Origin of the sequence: Nocardia sp. bgisy134 (genome assembly GCF_965341865.1) — a bacterium.
Classification (GTDB): Bacteria; Actinomycetota; Actinomycetes; order Mycobacteriales; family Mycobacteriaceae; genus Nocardia.
In genome coordinates, this window is sequence record NZ_CBDQZP010000002.1 from 596,876 (window position 1) to 610,919 (window position 14,044).

Sequence of the window (14,044 nt, forward strand, 5' to 3'; positions counted from 1 at the left end):
CCCTGGTCCGGCTCCGATGTGACCGGACGCACGGGCACCGGCGCGCTCGAATCGCGACACAGTGCCAGACTGTGTCCCATGCCACCACCGAGCAGCACCGACGACGCCGCGGCGGCGTCCGATGCCGCCGTGGCGGCCGCGGCCGCGCGACTGGTCGATCTCTCGCACGCCATCCACGCCGAGCCGGAGCTGGCCTTCGAGGAGACGCGCAGCGTCGCCAAGGTCCTCGCGCCGCTCGCCGAGCGCGGTTTCGAGATCAGGACCGGCGTCGCGGACCTCCCGACGGCGTTTCGCGCCGCCTACGGGAGCGGTCCGCTGACGATCGGCATCTGCGCCGAATACGACGCCCTGCCCGAGATCGGGCACGCCTGTGGGCACAACATCATCGCCGCGTCGGCCGTCGGCGCGGCTCTCGGTCTCGCCGAGGTGGCGGACGAACTCGGCATCACCGTGGTGGTGCTCGGGACGCCCGCCGAGGAGAGCGGCGGCGGCAAGGTGCTCATGCTGGAGCGCGGCGTCTTCGACGACGTCGCGATGGCCATGATGGTGCACCCCGGTCCGTACGACATCGCGGGCGCGCACTCGCTGGCCCTCGCCGACATCGGCGTGGTCTTCCACGGGCACGAGGCGCACGCCAGCGCGGCTCCCGAGCGCGGCCGCAACGCGGGGGACGCGGTCACCGTCGCGCAGGTAGCTCTTGGTTTGCTGAGGCAGCATCTCCACCCTGGTCAGCAACTTCACGGTATAGTCAGCGACGGTGGCGTAGCCCCCAACATCGTGCCCGGACGTGCGGAACTGCTGTACTACCTACGCGCAGTCGACTCCGCATCCCTCGACGATCTGATGCGACGAGCGTCGGCTTGTTTCGAGGCGGGCGCCCTAGCGACCGGCTGCACCCACGAAATCCGGACGCTCGCACCTACATATACCGAGCTGACACCCGATCCGGCATTACTGTGTGCCTATCGCGAGCAGATCGCCGACCTGGGACGGGTGCCGATCGCACCGGAGCTCGAGGCGCAGCGACCGCTCGGCAGCACCGATATGGGCAATGTCACCAACGTCATCCCGGGCATTCATCCGGTCATCGGCATAGATGCCGGTGGGGCGGTGACACATCAGCCGGGCTTCGCCGCGGCCAGTGTCAACGCCTCTGCGGATCGCGCCGTCACCGATGGCGCGGTCGCGCTCGCGCGTACCGCAATCGCCGTCGCCCGCGATGAAGAACACAGAGACAGGTTGTTGCAACGACTCGTTCAACGACAGGAGGACATTCGGTGAGCACTACAGGCCGACCGGCGGCGCGAGCGACGGGCCAGGAGGCGGCGCGCGCTACCACGGAGGGCCCCGCGAGTGCCGCATTGTCGAACACCTCGGCGCGAGCCACCGGGCCCAAGGGCGCGGCGTGCCTGAACCAGGAGTCGCCGGCAGGCGTCGCGACGAACACCGTCGTGACCGGCCGGGATGCGGTCGAATCGTGGCTGGCCGAGCACGCAGTCGACCTCGTGCAATGGCGCAGGCACATCCACGCCAACCCGGAGTTGTCCCGCACCGAGTTCGGCACCACCGAGTTCGTCGCGGCCTGGCTGACCAAGGCGGGTCTGTCGCCGCAGAAGATGCCCGGCGGCACCGGCCTGATCTGTGACATCGGCCCCGAGAGCCCGCGCATCGGCCTGCGCGCCGACATGGACGCGCTTCCGCTGCAGGAGTTCACCGGCCTCCCCTTCGCCTCGACCGTGCCCGGCGTCTCGCACGCCTGCGGCCACGACGCGCACACCACGATCCTGCTCGGCACCGCGCTGGCGCTCGTGGAGGTGCCCGACCTGCCGGTCGGCGTGCGGCTGGTCTTCCAGCCCGCCGAGGAAGTGATGCCGGGCGGCGCGATCGACCTGGTCGCCGCGGGTGTGATGGAGGGTGTGGACCGGATCTTCGCGCTGCACTGCGATCCGCGCCTGGAGGTCGGCCGCGTCGGCATTCGCGTCGGCGCGATCACCTCGGCGGCCGACACCATCGAGCTGGTGCTGGACTCGCCGGGTGGCCACACCTCGCGGCCGCACCTGACCAGCGACCTCGTCTACGCCATCGGCACCGTGATCACCGGCCTGCCCGGCCTGCTCAGCCGCCGCATCGACCCGCGGACCAGCACCGTGATGGTGTGGGGCGCGGTGTCGGCGGGCAAGGCGCCGAACGCCATACCCCAGACGGGCATGCTCACCGGCACCGTCCGCACCGGCGACCACGCGACGTGGTCGCTGCTCGAACCGATGGTGCACGAGATCGTCGACGGGCTGCTCGCGCCGACCGGGGTGCGATACCAGCTCAACTATCGCCGCGGCGTGCCGCCCGTGGTCAACGACGAGCACTCGACCAGGATCTTCGAGGACGCGATTCGCGCGCTCGGCCCCGACGCGCTGGCCGACACCATCCAGTCCGGCGGCGGCGAGGACTTCTCCTGGTACCTGGAGGAGGTGCCGGGCGCGATGGCGCGTCTCGGCGTCTGGTCCGGCCACGGCGAGCAGCTCGACCTGCACCAGCCGACCTTCGACCTCGACGAGCGCGCGCTCGCGGTGGGCGTGCGGGTGTTGTCGAACATCGTGCTCCAGCAGCAGCCGAGCTGAGTTTCACACAGCGCCGAGTAACCCGAAACGAAAGAACCCCGCCGCCCGGGTGAGCGCCCGGCGGCGGGGGTTCGTCGTCTCAGGTCGAGTAGTTGCCCGGTCCCACGTTGCGGCTGTTCCTGGTGCGTAGCGCGTGTACGTATTCCTCCGGCGCGCCTGCCTTTTCGGCCGCGTCCGCCATCACGCCGAGGTAGCGCGCCGAGGGCAGGCCGCCCTCGTAGGCGTCGAGTACGTACAGCCAGGCCAGTCGCGGCTCGGTCCCGCTGCCCGGACTCGGCGTGACGCGCAGCCGGATCTTCTTGTGGATGCCGAAGTCCGAGCCCTCCCAGCGGTCGAGGAGTTGTTCGTCCTCCGGCGAGACGTCGTAGAGCACGACGAACACCCGCGAGCCCGGTTCCTCGACGACCGTCGCCAGCGGCCCTTCCCACCCGATGTCGTCGCCGGCGAAGGTCAGTCGCCAGCCCTCCAGCCACCCGGTTCCGGACATGGGGGAGTGCGGACAGCGCTCGAGCATTTGGGTCGAGTCCATGTTGGACCCGTAGGCGGCGTAGATCGGCACCTGCAAAGGGTAGCCAATGATGTCGCCGGATCGCCGCTATCCCGCCCACATGGCGCCGTGTTCGCGGCGCAACGGCCAGGTGTGGCGCGACCGACAAGGGCCCGACCACTAACGTTAGCCAGGTACCGGAGATCCCGGTCCACAGCTCGAGCGGAGGTATCCATGACCCGCATTGCGATCATCGGTGGCGGACCGGCCGGCTATGAGGCGGCCCTCGTCGCGGCCCAGCACGGCGCGGACGTGACACTGATCGACCGCGACGGTATCGGTGGCGCGTGTGTGTTGTGGGACTGTGTCCCCTCCAAGACCTTCATCGCCTCGACCGGGGTGCGCACCGATCTGCGCCGGGCCAGGGACCTCGGAATCACGCTCGACCCGAGCCAGGCGGGCGTCCAGCTGCCCGAGGTGAACGCGCGCGTCAAGGCGCTGGCGCTGGCCCAGTCCTCCGACATCAGGTCCAAGTTGCAGTCCGCGGGCGTGACCGTGCTCTCCGGCTGCGCGCGGGTGGCCGAAAACGGGGGAGGGCGGGCGCCGCACCGAGTGCTGGTGAAGCTCGAGGCGGGCCGCGAGCGCGAACGGACGATCGAGGCCGAGGTGGTGCTGATCGCCACCGGAGCGAGCCCGCGCGTGCTGCCCGGCGCCGAACCCGACGGCGAGCGCATCCTGAACTGGCGTCAGCTCTACGACCTGCGCGAGCTGCCGGAGACGCTGGTGGTGGTCGGTTCCGGTGTGACCGGCGCCGAATTCGTCTCCGCCTACACGGAATTGGGCGTCCGGGTGAAGCTGGTGTCCAGCCGCGACCGGGTGCTGCCGCACGAGGATGCCGATGCCGCCCTCGTGCTCGAGGAGGCGCTGGCCGAGCGCGGCGTCGAGCTGGTGAAGCACGCCAGAGCCGACGCCGTCGAGCGCACCGCGGAAGGCATCGTGGTCAAGCTTTCCGACGGCCGCACCGTCGCGGGCACGCACGCGCTGATGACCGTCGGTTCCACACCGAACACCGAGGACCTCGGCCTGAAGGAGGCGGGTGTCGAGCTCGATCGCGGCGGCTACCTGCGGGTCGATCGTGTCTCGCGCACTTCGGTGTCCGGCATCTACGCCGCGGGTGACTGCACCGGCCTGCTCCCGCTGGCCTCGGTGGCCGCCATGCAGGGGCGCATCGCGATGTATCACGCGCTGGGCGAGGGCGTCAGCCCGATCCGGCTCAAGACCGTCGCCTCGGCCGTTTTCACCAGGCCGGAAATCGCCACGGTCGGCGTCAGCCAGAACGCGATCGACAACGGCGAGGTGCCCGCGCGCACCGTGATGCTGCCGCTGAACACCAATCCGCGGGCCAAGATGTCGGGACTGCGCCGCGGTTTCGTCAAGATCTTCTGCCGCCCGGCCACCGGTGTGGTGATCGGCGGCGTCGTGGTCGCGCCGATCGCCTCCGAGCTGATCCTGCCGATCGCCCTCGCGGTGCAGAACAACCTGACGGTCAACGATCTCGCCCAGACCTTCTCGGTCTACCCGTCGCTGACCGGTTCGGTCACCGAGGCCGCTCGCCTGCTCATGCGCCACGACGACCTGGATTGACGCGCCGCGGGCCGGTTCTCGCGGCGCTGACGGCCGACGCGTCGAGTGACGTTGTCGGCTCGGGGATTTCACTGCGTTGCCTGCACGGCACAACTGTGGTTGACTGCCCGCAGAGATGCGATCGGCGGGCGGTCGCGTGGTTCTGGTGTGGGGGGAAGGTCCTTTCCGAAGCCGAACAGCGAACGGCCCTCGGGACGTTCGGCGATCGCGCGCGTCTCTCCAGGGACAACTGAGTGCGGTCGATTCGATCGCACCCGGGAAAGGGATTGGCGAAAAGTGAAACATCGTAAGCCGAGTCGGGCGCAGCGAGCGATGGCTAGCACATCGTTGCCACTGGCCACCGCGGCCGCTGTGGCTACATTGTTCGCGGCGCCGGCGGGGGCAGTTCCGAACGATCCGAGCACACCGACCACACCGGCTCCGGTCCAACCGGGCACCGAGACGCCGCAGGCCGAGAACACTCCGGAGACCACTCAGCCGCAGCCGGGCAAGCCGGAACAGGCGGACCCGAACAAGCCGGAGACGAAACCGACTCCGAGCCAGCCGGGTGTCACCACCCCCGATCCGGACCAGGTGATGCCGGATCCGAAGAAGGACCCGAAACTAGCCGCGCCGACCCAGCCGGGTGTCACCACCCCGCGTGTCGCGCCGTTGCCGGTGCCGGGGCAGGTCGAGCCCGTGCAGCCCGTCGTCGTTCCCGGCACCGAGTCGAACGACCCGAAGCCGGGACAGCCGGGCGGCACGCGGCCGGGCGGCGAGAACGGCGCCCAGCCGGGCGGCGACGCCGACGCGCGCGCCGCGCAGCCGGAACGGCCGCGCTCCGCCACGCCGTCCGAGTCGGAGACGCTGGTGCAGCAGCCGCGCTGGGAGGCCCCGCGCCTGCAGTCCGCGCCCGCCGCCCCGGTCGTCGAGATGAGCGGCCCGCACCAGGAATTCGGCGCCAACATTGACGGCGGCGCCGTGCTGCCCGGTTACGTGGCCAACACTCACCACTTCCGGAACGAGGCCGGTTACGTCGGCACCGTCGGCTACAACACCCCGACCGGTAAGGGCGAGGCCGGTGTGTCGGTCGAGTTCATCGACGTCAACACGATCAAGGTCACCAGCTACACCGGTGGCGAGGGTCTCGCGCCCAACACCAACTCCTTCGTGCTCGACACCACCCAGGTGAACCTGGCCAAGGCGTCGGTCGAGCAGTGGATCGCCGCTCAGCCGGGTGGCGCCGCCGCGCTGGAAGCCGCGGCGCAGGTTAAACTTCCGCCGATTGTTCCGCCGGGCGACTTGGCTCCGCAGACGGTCGACGTGGCTGGCGTGACCACGCAGTGGGGTGGCTCGTTCCAGTACTGACACGAGCTGTTCAGCGGGTGGGGCGGTCGTTCGCGACCGCCCCACCCGTGTGTTCTGTGGAAAGGATTGGGTGTGGGCTCCGAGGGTGACGCGAAGGACAACGAAGCCGACCAGCCCGGGTCGCAATTCGGTCCGCCGCTGAGCGATTTCGGCCCGCCGGTCGGAGATTTCGGTCCGCCGGTCGGAGATTTCGGTCCGCCGGTCGGCGGCGGCGGTTTCGGTCCGCCGGTGAGCGAGTTCGGCGGTCCGCAGCTGGGCGAGGTCGGTCCGCAGTGGCCGGAGCCCGCGGGCGATCATCCGGATGTGGGTTGGCGACCCGCCGCCGAGGCGCCGTCGGTCCCGCCGGCGCCGCCGCAGTATCGCGCGCCCGACACCACGGTCTTCCCGGACAACCCCCCCGTGCCGCAGGCTCGTCCCGCATCGCAGTCTCGCCCCGCGCCCGACTTCGAACGGGACGTGTCCTCCGATGCGACCGTCCGGCACACCGTCGCGCCGGCGGGCGGGGCGTCCGAACGCTGGTGGAACAGCGCGAGCGAATCCGGCGAGGTGCCCAAGCCGCCGCAGGAGCCGCGCAAGTCCGACTCCGGGCTGTCCTGGGCCGACGATCCGATCGCCAAGCGGCTCGCGCCCAGCTCGCCCGTCGCGTCCTCCCCCAGCTCCGGCGGCGGCAACACCCGCTGGATCGTGCTGGGTGTCGCGGCCGCGCTCGCCGTGCTGATCGGTCTCGTCGTGACCATCGTCGCGGTCAACGGGGGCGGTGACGAAGGCACGACCGCCACGCCGCCGCCCGCGACGAGCGCCGCGGGCGGCTGCCCGCCCGCGCGCGACGGCAACATGACCCGTGGCAACGGCGCGGGCAGCACCGACACCGGTCCGGACGCCATCCTCGGCTTCCAGTACGCCTTCTACGTCGAGCGCAGCGGTGAACGGGTGCGCAAGTTCGTCGCGCCGGACGCGGCGAACATCTCGACCGGCGAGGTCATCCAGAAGGCCATCGATGAGCAGATCCCGAAGGGGACGACGCACTGCCTGTGGATGTTCGAGGTCGCGCCGGGCACCTACGAGGTGGACCTGCGCGAGCATCGACCGGACGGCTCGACGATCGTCTACAAGCAGACCGTGATCACGGTGGAGAAGGACGGCAAGACCTTGGTCTCGTCCATCAAGGAGCGCCCGTAAAAGTCTCATTATTTGAGACAACAATTTCACATTCTGGTAGCGGTGTGCGACAGTGGGGTATCGCGTACCGTGGCGTTCCCCTGGGAGGTTTCCATGTCGCCGACTGTTCTACCGCTGGCAGGCAAGCTCGGCGGACTGAAGAGCTCGGCGATTCGTGACCTGCTCAAACTGACCGCGCGGGCCGAGGTGGTCAGCCTCGCGGGCGGACTACCGGACGCGGAGCTGATGCCGCGCGAGCGCATCGCGACGGCCGCCGAGGCGGCGCTGCGCGGCCCCGGCTGCCTCCAATACACCGAATCGCCCGGGTGGGCCCCGCTGCGCGACGTGCTCGCCGAGCGCGAGTCCGGCCGCCTCGGGCGCCGGGTGCCGCTCGCCGAGGTGTTCGTGACGCACGGTTCGCAGCAGGCGCTGTCGCTACTGGCCGAGGTGCTGCTCGATCCAGGCGCGCTGGTGGTCGTCGAGGACCCGGCGTATGTGGGAGCGCTCCAGGTCTTCCGCGCCGCCGGTGCGCGCATCGTCGCGGTCCCGCTGGACGGCGAGGGTATGCGCGTCGACGTGCTGCGCGAGTTGCTCGCGCGCGGCGAACGGCCCGCGGTGGTGCACACGGTGAGCAACTTCCACAACCCGGGCGGGGTGACCATGAGCCCCGCTCGCCGCCGCGAACTCGCCGAACTCGCCGAGGCGCAAGGCTTCTGGGTGATCGAGGACGACCCGTACGGCGAACTCTGGTTCGACCAGCCCGCCCCGGAACCGGTGGCGACCTACTCGCCCAACGTGATTCGGCTCTCCAGCGCGTCCAAGATCCTGTCGCCGAGCCTGCGGGTCGGCTGGATGGTCGCCCCCGATGCGGTGTGCCGCGCGGTGGAACTGCTGAAACAGGGTGCGGATCTGTGTGGTTCGGCGCTCACCCAGCAGATCGCGGCGGAGCTCTTGGCGGACCGGGACTGGCTGACCTCCCACGTCGACCACGTCCGTGGCGCCTACGGCGAGCGGGCCAAGGCCCTGGTGCACGCCGTGCGCACCCGCTTCGGTGACCGCGTCGTCTGCACCGACGCCGCGGGCGGCATGTTCGTCTGGGCCGACTTCACCGACGGCACCGACACCGGGCTGCTGCTGCCGCGCGCCCTGGACGCCGGCGTCGCGTACGTGCCCGGCGCCGCGTTCGCCGTCGAGAACGGCTACCGCAACTCGATGCGCATGTGTTTCACCACGTCCGACGCGGCCGTGCTCGAGCAGGCGGTCGACCGGCTGGCCACGGCGCACGCCGGATAACGCGTCAGTCGACCCAGTTGTAGGTGCGTTCGACGGCCTTGTTCCACGCAGCGATGTGCTGCTCGCGGTCCTCGGCGCTCATGTTCGGCTGCCAGGTGGTGTCGGCGGCCCAGTTGGCGCGGATGTCGTCGGTGCCGGACCAGTAGCCGACGGCAAGGCCCGCGGCGTAGGCCGCGCCGAGCGCGGTGGTCTCGGTGACGACCGGCCGGACCACGGGGACGTCCAGGATGTCGGACTGGAACTGCATGAGCAGGTCGTTGCCGGTCATGCCGCCGTCGACCTTCAGCATGGTCAGTTCCAGATCGAGCCGCTGGGATTCGGCGTCGGCGCGCATCGCGTCGACCACCTCCATGGTCTGGAACGCGGTGGATTCGAGAACCGCTCGCGCCAGGTGCGCCTTGTTGACGAAGCGGGTCAGCCCGGCGATCACGCCGCGGGCGTCGGGCCGCCAGCGCGGGGCGAACAGCCCGGAGAACGCGGGCACGATGTAGGCGCCGCCGTTGTCCTCGACGCTGCCCGCCAGTTGCTCGATCTCCTCGGCGGAGTCGATGATGCCGAGATTGTCTCGGAACCACTGCACCAGTGACCCGGTCACCGCGATGGAGCCTTCCAAGGCGTAGACCGCGGGCTGGTCACCGAGCCGGTAGCAGACCGTGGTGAGCAGCCCGTGCTTGCTGAACACCGGGGTGGTTCCGGTGTTGAGCAGCATGAAATTGCCTGTCCCGTAGGTGTTCTTGGCCTCGCCGGGGACGAGGCAGGCCTGGCCGAAGGTGGCGGCCTGCTGATCGCCGAGGATGCCCGCGACCGGCACGCCGCGCAGCGGTCCGGAGCCGATCTCGCCGTACACCTCCGAGGAACTGCGGATCTCCGGCAGCATCGCCTCGGGTACCCGGAATTCCGCGCAGATCTCCGAATCCCATTGCAGGGTGCGCAGATCCATGAGCATGGTGCGGGAGGCGTTGGTGACGTCGGTGATGTGTCGTCCGGTCAGGTTCCACAGCACCCAGCTGTCGATGGTGCCGAAGCAGAGCTCGCCCGCCTCGGCGCGCTCCTGCGCCCCCGGTTCGTGGTCGAGGATCCAGCGCAGCTTGGGGCCCGCGAAGTAGGTGGACAGCGGCAGTCCGGTGCGGTCCTGATAGCGGGTCGGGCCCGCCTCGCCGCCGAGTTCGGTGACGAGCCGATCGGTGCGCGTGTCCTGCCAGACGATGGCGTGGTGAATCGGCTTGCCGGTGGCGCGGTCCCAGACCACGGTGGTCTCGCGCTGATTGGTCACGCCGACGGCGGCGATGTCGCCTGCGTCGAGACCGTTGCGCTCCAGCACCTCGCCGATCACGAATTCGGTATTGCGCCATATCGTTTCGGCATCGTGCTCGACCCAGCCCGGCCGCGGGAAGAGCTGCTCGTGTTCGCGCTGGGCCACCCCGACGACGCGGCCATGCCGGTCGAAGACGATGCACCTGCTCGATGTCGTGCCCTGATCGATGGCGGCCACATAGCGACGCATTGCAGCAGGCTACTAAACGACCAGCGGGCTCGGTATCACATCGCGGCATGATCGCCGCGGGATTAGGCTGAGGTGGTTACCGACGAGTAGTTCCGCACGACACACGGAGCCGCGGCGGGCGGCGCTCGGCGCGGCGATTCGCATAGCCTGTACGAGAACAGCTCGATCGGTGCCCGTGAAGACCCAAACGTCCGACGCAGGCGCGTCGGCTGGAGGAGTCGAGCATGACCATGAAACCGGAATCGCAGTTCCTCGGCCCGGAGCAGCGCCATACGGCCTGGCAGCGATTGGGCAAGGAACACTTCGACGTGATCGTCATCGGTGGCGGTGTGGTCGGTGCGGGCATCGCGCTCGACGCGGCGACCCGCGGTCTCTCGGTCGCGCTGGTGGAGGCGCGGGATCTGGCCTCGGGCACCTCGAGCCGGTCGTCGAAGATGTTCCACGGCGGGCTGCGGTATCTGGAGCAGCTGGAGTTCGGGCTGGTGCGCGAGGCGCTGCGGGAGCGAGAGCTGGCGCTGGCCAGGCTGGCGCCGCACCTGGTGAAGCCGCTTCGCTTCCTCTATCCGCTGACCCGCCGGGTGTGGGAGCGGCCGTACGTCGCCTCGGGTCTGATGCTCTACGACACCATGGGCGGCGCGAAATCCGTTCCCGGACAGCATCATCTGACGCGGGCGGGCGCGCTGCGGCTGGCGCCCGGTCTGCGGCACGACTCTTTGATCGGCGGCGTCGGCTACTACGACACGGTCGTCGACGACGCCCGCCACACCATGATGGTGGCGCGCACGGCCGCGCACTACGGCGCGGTCATCCGCACCTCCACCCAGGTCGTCGGATTCCTGCGGGAGTCGGATCGGATCGTCGGCGTGCGGTTCCGCGACACCGAGGACGGGCGTTCCGGCGAGGCGCGGGGGCACGTCGTCATCAACGCGACCGGCGTGTGGACCGACGAGGTCCAGGCGCTCTCGCACAACCGCGGCCGGTTCCACGTGCGCGCCTCCAAGGGCGTGCACATCGTGGTGCCGCGCGACCGGATCGTCAGCGACACCGCGATCATCCTGCGCACGGCCACCTCGGTGCTCTTCGTCATCCCGTGGGGCGCGTTCTGGATCATCGGCACCACCGACACCGACTGGAATCTGGACCTGGCGCACCCGGCCGCCACCAAAGCCGACATCGACTACCTGCTCGACCGGGTGAATCAGGTGCTCGTCACCCCGCTGACGAGCGACGACATCACCGGCGTCTACGCGGGCCTGCGGCCGCTGCTGGCAGGTGAGAGCGATTCCACCTCCAAGCTCTCCAGGGAGCACGCCGTCGCCCGGATCGCGCCGGGTCTGGTCGCCATCGCGGGCGGCAAGTACACCACCTACCGGGTGATGGCCTACGACGCGATGGACGAAGCGGCACAGGACATTCCGGCGCGGGTCTCGCCGTCGATCACCGAGAAGGTGCCGCTGCTCGGCGCGGACGGCTATTTCGCGCTGGTCAATCAAACCGTGCAGCTGGCCGAGGCGTACGGCGTGCACCCGTACCGCGTCAAGCACCTGCTCGACCGCTACGGGTCGCTCATCGACGAGGTGATGGCGATGGCCGCGGGCAAGCCGGAGCTGTTGCAGCCGATCACCGAGGCGCCCTCGTATCTCCAGGTGGAGGCGGTGTACGCGGCGGCGGCCGAGGGCGCGCTGCACCTGGACGACATTCTGGCCCGGCGCACCAGGATCTCCATCGAGTACTCGCACCGCGGCGCGCACTGCGCCGAACAGGTGGCCCGGCTGGTGGCGCCGGTGCTCGGCTGGGACGAGGCCGAGATCGACCGCGAGATCAGGACCTATCAGGCCAGGGTCGATGCCGAGATCCACTCGCAGACCCAGCCGGACGACGCCGCGGCCGACGCACTGCGGGCCGCCGCGCCCGAGCCGCGCGCGCAGATCCTGGAGCCGGTGCCCACCGACGGCTGAACAGCCCGCTCAGGTTCGATCGAGCGCCGACTCGACGCCGACCGCCCAGTCCACCAGCGAGCGCAGGTAGCGCAGGACGAGCTCGTCCGGATGGGCGACCGGGTCGGTGAGATGCAGGCGGGCCAGTTCCTCGATGGCGGCCAGCATGATTCGTTCCGTCGCGCCGTTCGGATCGACGGTGACCCCGGCGTAGCGGGAGAGGTGCCGCGCGCCGATGGCTCGCGCGTAGGCGCGACCCGTCTCGAGCCGGTCGCGCAGTTCGGGCGGGCCGCCGTCGGGCGGGCTGAGCATGATCCGCCAGCTGGTCGGCGCGGCGTGCAAGTAGGCCAGTACTCCGCGGCCGACCTGGTCGACGTCGTCGGCGGTGCCGACCCAGTCCACGCTGCGCACGCCTGCCAGCGCGATCGCGGTCTCCCTGTCCAGCAGTGCGGACATGAGCCCGGGCAGATCGGTGAACTGCTGATAGACCAGCGCACGGGCGACGTCGGCGGTGCGGGCGACGCGCTCGATGCTCACGGCGCCGAATCCCTCGGCCGCGGCGATATCGCGGGCCACGTCCAGGAGTTGGGCGCGTCGATCGGCCGCGGACATGCGCCGCTTCGGCGCGCGGGAGGCTCGCTCCGTGGTCACGGCACAGACGGTAGCGCAAGCAGGAGATCCACCGCCTTGGCCGCACTCTGCACCGCGCTCTCCATGGTCGCCGACCAGTCGGTGGCGGTCCAGTCGCCCGCCAGCGCGAGGGTGGGAACCGAGGTGCGCTGCTCGGGTCGCAGCCCGTGGGTGCCGAGCACCTGTGAGAAGGTCGCCTTCGGCATGCGCACCACGTGGGCCCGCACGACGCGGGCCGAGGCCGCCGCAGGGTAGTAGCGGCGCAGCAGGTCGATTTGTTCGGCGACGATCTCGTCGTTGGTCTTGTGGATCTGCTCGTAGGCGCCGCTTGTGGTGAGGCAGTACAACCAGGCCTTGTCGGTGCTCCGCCCGGTCATCAGCTGACGATCGAAGACTTCGTCGATGACGCCGGTGCCGCCGATCAGCGCCTCGAACTCGGCCGTCGTGCCGAGCGGACGGTCCAGGTAGAGGTTGGTGCTCACGATCGGCGTGTAGCCGAGTTTGTCTGCCGCGGCGTAGATTTCGGCGTGCTCCGGCAGATCGTCGAGCAGGCCCGCGATCGAGGAGTTGGGCACCGCGCAGACCACCGCGTCGGCGGGCAGCACCGAGCCGTCGGCCAGCGCGACGCCGGTCACCTTGCCATCGGCGATGTGGATGCGCCGCGCCACGGCGCGATGCCTGACATCCACCCCGTGTCGCTGGAAAACCCGTTGTGCCCCAGCGACATACAGCGTGTCGAGGTCAGTCGTCGGGTAGCCGATGGTGACCGCGCGGCGGTGCCGGACGCCGAGCCGGATGCCGGTCGCCAGCACGTCGGCGAACACCTTCGCCGACTCTCGCTGCACCGGTTCTGCGGCGATGCCGAGCGCCAGCCAATCCCACAGCGCCTCACGGGCTGTCGCGGGCATGCCGACCCGCTGGAACCACTGTTCGGTGGTGAGATCGGCCAGATCCGTCGGCTGGCGCAGACATTGCCACCCGAGGCGCAGCGTGGCGCGGGCCGCGCGCAGCCGATCCAGGGGGCTCGCGTCGGGATGCGCGCCCAGGAAGGTGCGCAGCGCCCCGAATCCGTTGGTGGACATGCTCGCCGCGCGTCCGTCCGGCCAGCGCAGCGTGGCCCGGTGCGGGAAGGCGACGAATTCGCGGGTGCCGACGCTGGTGAGATAGCGGAACAAATGCTCGTAGCCGCTGGCGATCACGTGCTGGCCGTTGTCGGGCGGATCGTCGACGGCATCGACGCGCATGGCGTGGGTGCGCCCGCCGAGCCGTCCGCGGCGCTCCAGGAGCGTGACCCGTTTCCCTGCTTCGGCCAGCCAGACCGCGGACGCGAGCCCCGCCAGTCCTCCGCCGATGACCACATAGCGCCGCGGATCGTCCATGGCCGCACCCTTCCCGCTTAACTTACATATTGCAAGTTAAGCGGGAA

General features: G+C 70.0%; 11 protein-coding genes. 7 read left to right on the forward strand and 4 right to left on the reverse strand.

The window, feature by feature from the left end; genetic code table 11:
* The first annotated feature begins 78 nt into the window (after positions 1 to 78).
* Together ACRWNM_RS06265 and ACRWNM_RS06270 are read left to right on the forward strand one after the other, a co-directional pair.
* On the forward strand, positions 79 to 1,281 hold the full coding sequence (locus tag ACRWNM_RS06265; protein ID WP_431964386.1) for a M20 family metallopeptidase: 1,203 nt from the start codon (positions 79 to 81) through the stop codon (positions 1,279 to 1,281).
* A 170-nt stretch (positions 1,282 to 1,451) separates the two neighbouring features.
* The gene (locus ACRWNM_RS06270) at positions 1,452 to 2,618 is read left to right on the forward strand and encodes a M20 family metallopeptidase (protein WP_431964544.1); all 1,167 of its coding nucleotides are present in this window, start codon (positions 1,452 to 1,454) and stop codon (positions 2,616 to 2,618) included.
* A 79-nt stretch (positions 2,619 to 2,697) separates the two neighbouring features.
* On the opposite strand, the gene ACRWNM_RS06275 is transcribed toward ACRWNM_RS06270, so the two are convergent.
* Positions 2,698 to 3,177, reverse strand: coding sequence for a gamma-glutamylcyclotransferase (locus ACRWNM_RS06275; protein WP_431964388.1), 480 nt, complete (start codon positions 3,175 to 3,177; stop codon positions 2,698 to 2,700).
* A 162-nt stretch (positions 3,178 to 3,339) separates the two neighbouring features.
* Between ACRWNM_RS06275 and ACRWNM_RS06280 the strand changes: the two genes are divergently transcribed.
* From ACRWNM_RS06280 to ACRWNM_RS06295, 4 genes are all read left to right on the forward strand, one after another.
* Entirely contained in the window at positions 3,340 to 4,749 is a 1,410-nt protein-coding gene (locus ACRWNM_RS06280) for an NAD(P)H-quinone dehydrogenase (protein WP_431964390.1), read from the forward strand.
* Between the two features lie 312 nt (positions 4,750 to 5,061).
* The gene (locus ACRWNM_RS06285; protein ID WP_431964392.1) at positions 5,062 to 6,096 is read left to right on the forward strand and encodes a hypothetical protein; all 1,035 of its coding nucleotides are present in this window, start codon (positions 5,062 to 5,064) and stop codon (positions 6,094 to 6,096) included.
* A gap of 72 nt (positions 6,097 to 6,168) precedes the next feature.
* The gene (locus ACRWNM_RS06290; RefSeq protein ID WP_431964394.1) at positions 6,169 to 7,275 is read left to right on the forward strand and encodes a hypothetical protein; all 1,107 of its coding nucleotides are present in this window, start codon (positions 6,169 to 6,171) and stop codon (positions 7,273 to 7,275) included.
* A gap of 93 nt (positions 7,276 to 7,368) precedes the next feature.
* Entirely contained in the window at positions 7,369 to 8,547 is a 1,179-nt protein-coding gene (locus ACRWNM_RS06295; RefSeq protein WP_431964396.1) for a PLP-dependent aminotransferase family protein, read from the forward strand.
* 4 nt (positions 8,548 to 8,551) lie between these two features.
* Here ACRWNM_RS06295 and glpK read toward each other — a convergent pair whose 3' ends face one another.
* Positions 8,552 to 10,051, reverse strand: a complete 1,500-nt coding sequence (gene glpK, locus ACRWNM_RS06300; RefSeq protein WP_431964398.1) for a glycerol kinase GlpK — start codon at positions 10,049 to 10,051, stop codon at positions 8,552 to 8,554.
* A 224-nt stretch (positions 10,052 to 10,275) separates the two neighbouring features.
* Between glpK and ACRWNM_RS06305 the strand changes: the two genes are divergently transcribed.
* A complete protein-coding gene (locus ACRWNM_RS06305; protein WP_431964400.1) occupies positions 10,276 to 12,009 on the forward strand; it encodes a glycerol-3-phosphate dehydrogenase/oxidase in 1,734 nt (577 codons plus the stop codon).
* A 9-nt stretch (positions 12,010 to 12,018) separates the two neighbouring features.
* On the opposite strand, the gene ACRWNM_RS06310 is transcribed toward ACRWNM_RS06305, so the two are convergent.
* Together ACRWNM_RS06310 and hpnE are read right to left on the reverse strand one after the other, a co-directional pair.
* Positions 12,019 to 12,600, reverse strand: a complete 582-nt coding sequence (locus ACRWNM_RS06310; RefSeq protein ID WP_431964546.1) for a TetR/AcrR family transcriptional regulator — start codon at positions 12,598 to 12,600, stop codon at positions 12,019 to 12,021.
* Between the two features lie 35 nt (positions 12,601 to 12,635).
* A complete protein-coding gene (gene hpnE / locus ACRWNM_RS06315; protein ID WP_431964402.1) occupies positions 12,636 to 13,997 on the reverse strand; it encodes a hydroxysqualene dehydroxylase HpnE in 1,362 nt (453 codons plus the stop codon).
* Positions 13,998 to 14,044: the final 47 nt, after the last annotated feature.